This is a genomic window from Corynebacterium sp. UMB6689, assembly GCF_030215295.1.
GTDB classification, from domain to species: domain Bacteria; phylum Actinomycetota; class Actinomycetes; order Mycobacteriales; family Mycobacteriaceae; genus Corynebacterium; species Corynebacterium aurimucosum.
On sequence record NZ_JASOLS010000044.1, the window covers coordinates 1 to 1,537 of the forward strand.

Below are 1,537 nucleotides of genomic sequence, written 5' to 3' on the forward strand. Positions count from 1 at the left end.
TGTTATGTCCATAGGGTTTTTGGACATGGAGTCCGGTGTCTTTTTGGACACGGAATCCATGGAGGCCTTGGACACTTCTAGCGGTTTATGGTTGCGGCCTGCGTTTCGGCCGGGGTTTGGATAGTTTCGGGTTCATCCGCGGTGGTTGGCGGTGTTTCATTCCTTCAACGAGGTTGATGTTGATCTGGCCACCTGGTGGTCTGTGGCTTAACGTGATCGGCAGTGGCACGCTGAAGAGGAATTCACCGTCATGGGCCGTGTAGAACTCCGCAACGTTTTCGGCTGTGACTGTGGAGTAGAGTCTGCGGTTTTTAAACCTCAGACCAATGTAGAGACCGAAGCTGCACACGCGTACAACGCCGTCTTTGCTTACGCAGAGCTGGTCTGGGATACCCCAATGGTTTGTTGAATTTGTCGTCGGCGCCGTTAGTGTGGGGGTATCGGTGGGAGGTATGCCTTGCAAAGCTGCCATGTCATCGGTGCTGGCCTCGTGTGAAGTTGCCGCTTCCGCGGGGCCGTTTAGCATTTCGGATACAGCGTGTGGATTGTGCGCTTGGTTATAGGCGACTACGCGGGCCCAGACCTGCTCAGGATCGAGTGGATGTGTCGGCGATGGTGCCTTGGGGAAGGTATCGAAGGCCTGGCGTGGTGTGATGTGCATTTTGCCGACCAGCAGTGATTGGTGCCGTCGTCGTTCGTTGTAGACCTGGCGATATTCGGCCAGATATGTGTTGACCTCAGCAAGGCTGACTGGGTGGCGTGCATCGAGGAACTGGGTCAACGTGCGGTGAGAGCGTTCGTCTTTTCCCTGGGTTGTCGGGGCGAAACCAGCAATAGCAAGTACACCTTGGCTAGCGAGCCAAGTTTCAGTAGCAGAGAGAAAACCACGGTGATAGGTGGCGAACGCATCGCCATTGTCGGAAAGGATTTCTTGAGGTTTGCCGTAGGCGGCGAACGCTGCGGCCAGTACGGCGCGCGCATCAGTACCGTTTTCTGGCAGAGCGAATGCTGTGGTTCCGACATCGAATCTGCTGGCATCATCGATAATCTGGTAAATCGTGACATGTGTGTGGGCATGGTCAAAGAGGCGGTAGACCAGTCCATCGATTTGCCAGAGTTCACCGACGAGATCACGGGCGAAGCGCTTATAGGAGCTGCGGGGGCGTTTGCGGGCATTGGCATCAACAAATCCCAGTTCATGCAGCCACGAGGCGATTGTAGAACGCGATGGGGTGGAATCTGGGCCTGAAGTGTCAAACAAGAAGTAGTAGATCGACCAAGGCCCATAATCCAAGCCTTGCTCCATCAACTCCTGTCTGGCGTGGACGACTGCGATTTTATCGGCCTCGTCAAATTTCTTCATCGGATTCTTCGGGGCAGTCGAATCAGGCACAATACCTGCGCGACCCTTCTGCGCTATCCGGCTTTTGATGTTGTGGTACGTCTGCCGCGAGATTCCTAATTCTTTGCAAAACTGTGTGACCGTCTTGCCGTCACGAACGGGATCGAAATCTGCGACCTTTCTACGCTTATGCAA

The 1,537-nt window shown here is 54.6% G+C and carries 1 protein-coding gene; it reads right to left on the bottom strand.

The features are described from left to right. Positions 1 to 85: 85 nt before the first annotated feature. On the bottom strand, positions 86 to 1,537 hold a 1,452-nt coding region (locus QP363_RS12580), incomplete at its 5' end, for a DDE-type integrase/transposase/recombinase (protein WP_284764737.1).